Origin of the sequence: uncultured Phenylobacterium sp. (genome assembly GCF_902826855.1) — a bacterium.
In the GTDB taxonomy this organism is placed as follows: Bacteria; Pseudomonadota; Alphaproteobacteria; order Caulobacterales; family Caulobacteraceae; genus Phenylobacterium.
This window is the reverse complement of record NZ_CADEGK010000280.1, coordinates 1-4,976: the sequence shown is the minus strand read 5'-3', so window position 1 is coordinate 4,976 and position 4,976 is coordinate 1. Positions and strand designations below refer to the sequence as shown.

At 64.6% G+C, this 4,976-nt stretch carries 5 protein-coding genes; 2 read left to right on the top strand and 3 right to left on the bottom strand.

All coding sequences use genetic code 11. From position 1 onward, the window contains the following. A partial coding sequence (locus tag QZV94_RS23250) for a response regulator transcription factor (protein ID WP_293682566.1) occupies window positions 1–692 on the bottom strand: 692 nt, incomplete at its 3' end. A gap of 233 nt (window positions 693–925) precedes the next feature. Between QZV94_RS23250 and QZV94_RS23245 the strand changes: the two genes are divergently transcribed. Continuing rightward, a complete protein-coding gene (locus QZV94_RS23245) occupies window positions 926–1,810 on the top strand; it encodes a DUF1259 domain-containing protein (RefSeq protein WP_293682564.1) in 885 nt (294 codons plus the stop codon). A gap of 216 nt (window positions 1,811–2,026) precedes the next feature. After that, window positions 2,027–2,713 carry a hypothetical protein gene (locus tag QZV94_RS23240; protein WP_293682562.1) on the top strand — a complete coding sequence of 229 codons (687 nt, stop codon included), beginning with the start codon at window positions 2,027–2,029 and terminating at the stop codon, window positions 2,711–2,713. A gap of 345 nt (window positions 2,714–3,058) precedes the next feature. On the opposite strand, the gene QZV94_RS23235 is transcribed toward QZV94_RS23240, so the two are convergent. Further along, complete coding sequence (locus QZV94_RS23235) at window positions 3,059–4,042, bottom strand: HNH endonuclease (RefSeq protein WP_293682560.1); 984 nt, start codon at window positions 4,040–4,042, stop codon at window positions 3,059–3,061. A gap of 54 nt (window positions 4,043–4,096) precedes the next feature. After that, window positions 4,097–4,976 (bottom strand): ImmA/IrrE family metallo-endopeptidase (locus QZV94_RS23230; RefSeq protein ID WP_293682558.1); only part of this gene is annotated, 880 nt, incomplete at its 5' end.

The following is a 4,976-nucleotide window of genomic DNA, read 5'->3' as shown; positions in this document are numbered from 1 at the left end:
CCTCCAGGGGCGGATAACGAAGCCTGCTCCCGCAGAAAATACCCGATGCCGCGCACCGTGTGGATAGCGCAGCCCGCCTGTGCCTCGGCGAGCTTGCGCCGCAGATGGTGGACGTGGACGGGAATGGCGTTGGACCCCAGTTCATCGTCTATGCCGTAGAGCTTCTCCTCCAGCAGCGCCTTGGGCACCACCCGCCCCAACCGCCGCATCAGGTGTTCGAGGATAGCGATCTCCTGCCTGGCCAGAGCGAGGGGCGTTCCGCCCACGGTCGCGTCGCGCCCGACGGTATCCAGGAGAAGCGCCCCGGCCTCCAGCCGCACGCCGAGGGCGCCGCCCGGACGTCTCAGCAAAGCCTTCACGCGGGCGACCAACTCCACCATCGCGAAGGGCTTCACGAGGAAATCGTCGGCGCCCGCATCCAGGCCGGCGACGCGGGCCTCCACGCTGTCCTTCGCGGTGAGGATCAGAACCGGCGGCCGCTCGGCGACCGCGCGCAGGTCGAGAAAAAGGTCGAGGCCGTCGCCGTCGGGCAGGCCCCGGTCGAGGACCACGGCGTCGTAGGCGATGGTCGCCACCGCGGCGCGGGCGTCCGCCAGACTTGCGAAGCAATCCACGGCGAAACCGGCCAGCCGCAGGGCGTCCGAGACCAGCTCGGCGATCCGAACCTCATCCTCGATCACCAGTAGCCGCATCGTTCGCGCACCTTGCCCCGCTTCGCGGCCTACAGGCCTTGCTTTAGGGCTGTTTTAAGGGCGGGACCTCGGCCCCCCGCGTAAAACTGCCTTAAAACTCCAGGGCCACAAGGGCGACTGTCGAGTGCTGTCGGTCTACAGCCGCCGGGGGATGACCGCGCCGCCGCCGCGCGAGCGTGTCAGCGTCTCGACGCCGTGACCCTCGACCTGACCTCAGCCGAAAGGAATGCCCGATGCTTGTCCGTTCACTGCTGCTTGGCGCCACGTGCGCGGCCGCCATGGTTGTTCCCGCCGCCGCGGCCGATTGGGCTGCGGTCGGCGCCGCCCTTGGCAAAACGGGGACGGTGCAGCCCGGCGAGGTCTATCGCGTCGGCCTGCCGCGGTCGGATCTGAAGGTCACGCTCGATGGCGTCGCCATCAAGCCGAGCCTGGCGCTCGGCTCCTGGGTCGCCTTCCACGACATGGGCGGCCAGACCATGGTGATGGGCGACCTGGTGCTGACCCACGACGAGATCAATCCTGTGATGAGCCTGCTGGTCGAGAACGGGCTCTCCATCACCGCCCTGCACAACCACGTGCTGCGCTCCAGCCCGGCGACGATGTACATGCACATCGACGGTCGCGGTGACGCGGTGAAGCTGGCGACGGCGATCCACGCGGCCCTGGCCAAGAGCGGGACGCCGATGGGGCCCGCCCCGGCCGCCGCCCCGCCCGCGCCGCTCGACATGGATGTCCCCGGCGTGGAGCGAGCGATCGGCGGCTACAAGGGCACGCCCAACGGCGGCGTGCTGCAGTTCAACATTCCGCGGGCCGAGACCCCCAAAGCCGGAGGCATGGCGGTGCCGACCGCCATGGGCTCGGCCATCGCCATCAACTTCCAGCCGACGGGCGGCGGCAAGGCGGCGATCACCGGCGACTTCGTTCTTACGGCCGACGAAGTGAACCCGGTGATCAAGGCGCTGCGCGCCAACGGCATCGAGGTCACCGCCCTGCACAACCACATGCTGGACGACGAGCCTCGCCTCTTCTTCATGCACTTCTGGGCCAACGACGACGCCACCAAGCTCGCGGGCGGGCTCCACGCCGCGCTGGAGAAGGTGAAGGTGGCTCGGCCGTAGCGGCCAAGGAGACAAGATCCCCTTTTGCGAGCGGTCACGGCGGCTCGTGGTCACCGACGGAGACGACTTGGCCGTGCTCGACCCGACTGTCCTGAAGCCCCTCGGCAATCGCTCCAGACCGCTAAAACTGCCTTAAACGGCACGGCGCATGTCTCGCGGGGAGGCACGAGGGCCTCCCCGTCAGTCCAGCGGCGGTCAAACCTGGAGGAGAGACCCATGTCGAGCGCGAACCTCACGAATCGGATGGCCACGGCCGCGGCCGCCAGCCTGATCGCGATCACTCTGGCAGGCTGTGGCGACCGGGACAAAACGGCCGCAACGAACGCGACCGCGCCCGTCGCGGCCCCTGCGGATAGTTATGCCGCTGGCGGCCCAGGCGCGGGCGCGGGCGCGGGCGGAAACGCCGCGAGCGTAGCTGCGATGACCAGAGACGCCGGGAGTGACGCCGAGCTGCTGAAGGCCCTGCCGGCGAGCAAGCACACGCTGATTGACGCCATTCAGGCCATCGAAAAGGCCGGTGAGGCGCCCACGGCGGCGAAGTTCGAGTACGAGGACGGCGCGCTCCACCTCGCCGTATATTCCTCTGCGAAAGGGACAAAGACGGATGCCGAGCACAACGTGCTGAAGGAGCACAAGGGCGATCCGTTGCAGACGGCGTGGACCCCGAAGGTGGAGACCTTCGCGGACGTCGAGCACGTTTCCAGAGCCGCCGAATACCACACCTTGATGGAGCTTTCCCCACGCTCGCTGCTCGAGATCGCCACCAAGGCACAGGCCGAGGGAGTTCCTGTATGGGTGATCCCTTACGTATCTAACGGTAGGCCCGCCTTCGACGTTGGCGTGCTGAAGGGAGGCCAGCTGAGCCGGGTGCAGTACGGAGTGTTGGACGGCGAGAAGAAATGACGTTGCGGGGCATCGAATAGGATCCCTGGCGGAGGACGCGATGAGGACCATGTCCATAGTTCGGCCGCCGCCAGGGGTCCGCTTCCCATCCTGAAGCGAAGCTCGGAAGGTCCGTTCATCGGAACCGCGTGATCGCCAGAGGCTGGCCTGTAGAATGCGTGCGATTGAGTTTCTGCACAGCCCAAGGGCAGATGCACACTGAGGAATACTCGCCTCACTTTGGGGCGCCCTCTCGTCCAATTTCCGATAATGATAATTATACGCAACTTGCAACACATTGGTTTTGCAGCGATTTCTTTCTATATGATATATTAGGCGCGAAACGCGTTTGGGGCAGCAGCCGCTTTATCCCTCTTCTCCTGGCGGCCTCCTGAGTGCGATGGCTGCTCTAATTTCCTCCACGGAGTAGTGGGGATCGCGGCTGTGCACGACGTGGTGGCACGTGGCGCACAAGGGCACGAGATCTCGGATCGGGTCGACCTCGTAAGCCTCGCCGATGGTCGACAGCGGCGTGACGTGATGAACGTGGATCAACTGAGCGCCGATCGGGCCGTATTTCTCTTCGTAGTTCAACGTGCAGGCCTGACATGTCGGCCCGTAGTGCTCGATGCAGAGGCGTCGCGCCGTCGGATTTCGCTCATAAACCGAAAGCTCGACGGTCTTTGGGGCGCCCTCCCAAAGGGCGGGCTTTGGAGAGTCGGGCGTTCGGAGCCCGTGCTCGGCTTGAAAATCAGGTGAAAGGTGGCCGAAACCAAAGCGGCCGCCTCTTGCGGTTGCCCGCATGTCCCAGACGCCCCATTCGCCCATGGCCAGGCTGGACTCGGGCGGCTCTTCGATCACCTCGGCCACCATCGCGCCCGTGGTAGGGTCGCGCGTCAGCTTCTGCATATTCTTGTTGCGCTCATGCAGATACCAGGCAGGCCATTCGCCGAGTTGGCCCCTCCAGCTTTCGCCCCTGGCGTAGCTTCTGCGAGCGATGGCCAGAAACTCCTCCGCTGGGGGGACCGCGATGGTGATTTTGAATGGCGGTTTCAGGCTGTCGGCCGGCGGGATCAAATAGGCATAGTTCTTGGTGCGCTTAACGAGCGTCCATCCTCTGCGGGGAAGGATGACGCTTAGGGTCAGTGCTGCGCCAAACCGGTAGGTGTCAGGCCCATAGTGCTTGGGCGCCTTGCCGTCGGGCTTGAGCTCGATGGTCTCGATCGGCCAACCCGACGGGGTGTGCGAGTGGACCGCCGGCTCATCGAGTTCGATCAGGTTATCGGTCTGGTCGGCCATTTCGTCCCTACCCTTGCCTTCGTCCACACCCGACGGTCCCAGGCCGGCCATCGCAACGTGCTGGCTCTCAGCGCCACGCTAATGCGACGCATTAGCGATTACTTGTTAGCGCTTGCGAAATGGAATAACGGCGCCCTCGCCTACGGCCGACGGCCGGTCGGCCGGCGCTTTAAGGCGGACGACTTCCGCAGCTTCACGGCTGAACCAACCGTTCGGAAGACCGCAAAGGTTCTCAACATCGCCGGCCGTTATCGTAAACTCGACGGCCAACAAGTCCGCTTTAGTGCGGACGCCTTCGTCGACGATCAGCTGCAGGGCGTCACGCAGGACTCTGGGTTCGCTGGGCTCCCACTGGCGATCAAGCGGCTCTTCGCGCGACCACCCCTTGGCAGAATAGAGCTTGTAGAGGTGGGTCGCGAATTCAGGCGGAATGACTTCGAGGTCCGACAGCCGGCGAATTTGGGCTTTGATCGACACCCGCCAACGCTCCTTCAAAGCCAGCAGGCTGGCCAGGGATGGAGTGCGCACTTCGATCGGGTAACTGGTCGACGGCATCAGAAAGGCGCTGGCGAGCCGAAACGCCTGCGTCTCAATGAACTTCAGATCCCGCGCGAATTCTTCCTTCGTCACATTACGATGAAGAAGCGCGTGAGCCATTTCGTGGGCGGCATCCATTTGGCGCCGTGGGAACGACATCTTGTCGTTTGCCAGCAGGATGTGCGGGCGGCCATCGACAGGCGACCAACTGCAGAGGCCGTCGAGCTTGGCAGTCCCCATTTCGATGCTGCCAACGACGAAGCCGACACGCTCGAGAACGCTGACAACATCGGCACAGGGCCCATCGCCCATCCGCCAGTGCTGCCGTAGCCTCAAGGCGATCCCTTCAACATCCTCCTCGCGCAGCTGCCGATAGTTGGCGCCTTCGAGAACGTCGGGAAGGTCGAGTTCCGGCAGATCGACGTAATGTTCGAGGGTGCTGCTAATC

Coding starts and splice junctions, on each gene's coding strand:
- QZV94_RS23245 (WP_293682564.1), top strand. CDS start 926: ATGCTTGTCCGTTCACTGCTGCTTGGCGCCACGTGCGCGGCCGCCATG.
- QZV94_RS23235 (WP_293682560.1), bottom strand. CDS start 4,042: ATGGCCGGCCTGGGACCGTCGGGTGTGGACGAAGGCAAGGGTAGGGAC.
- QZV94_RS23240 (WP_293682562.1), top strand. CDS start 2,027: ATGTCGAGCGCGAACCTCACGAATCGGATGGCCACGGCCGCGGCCGCC.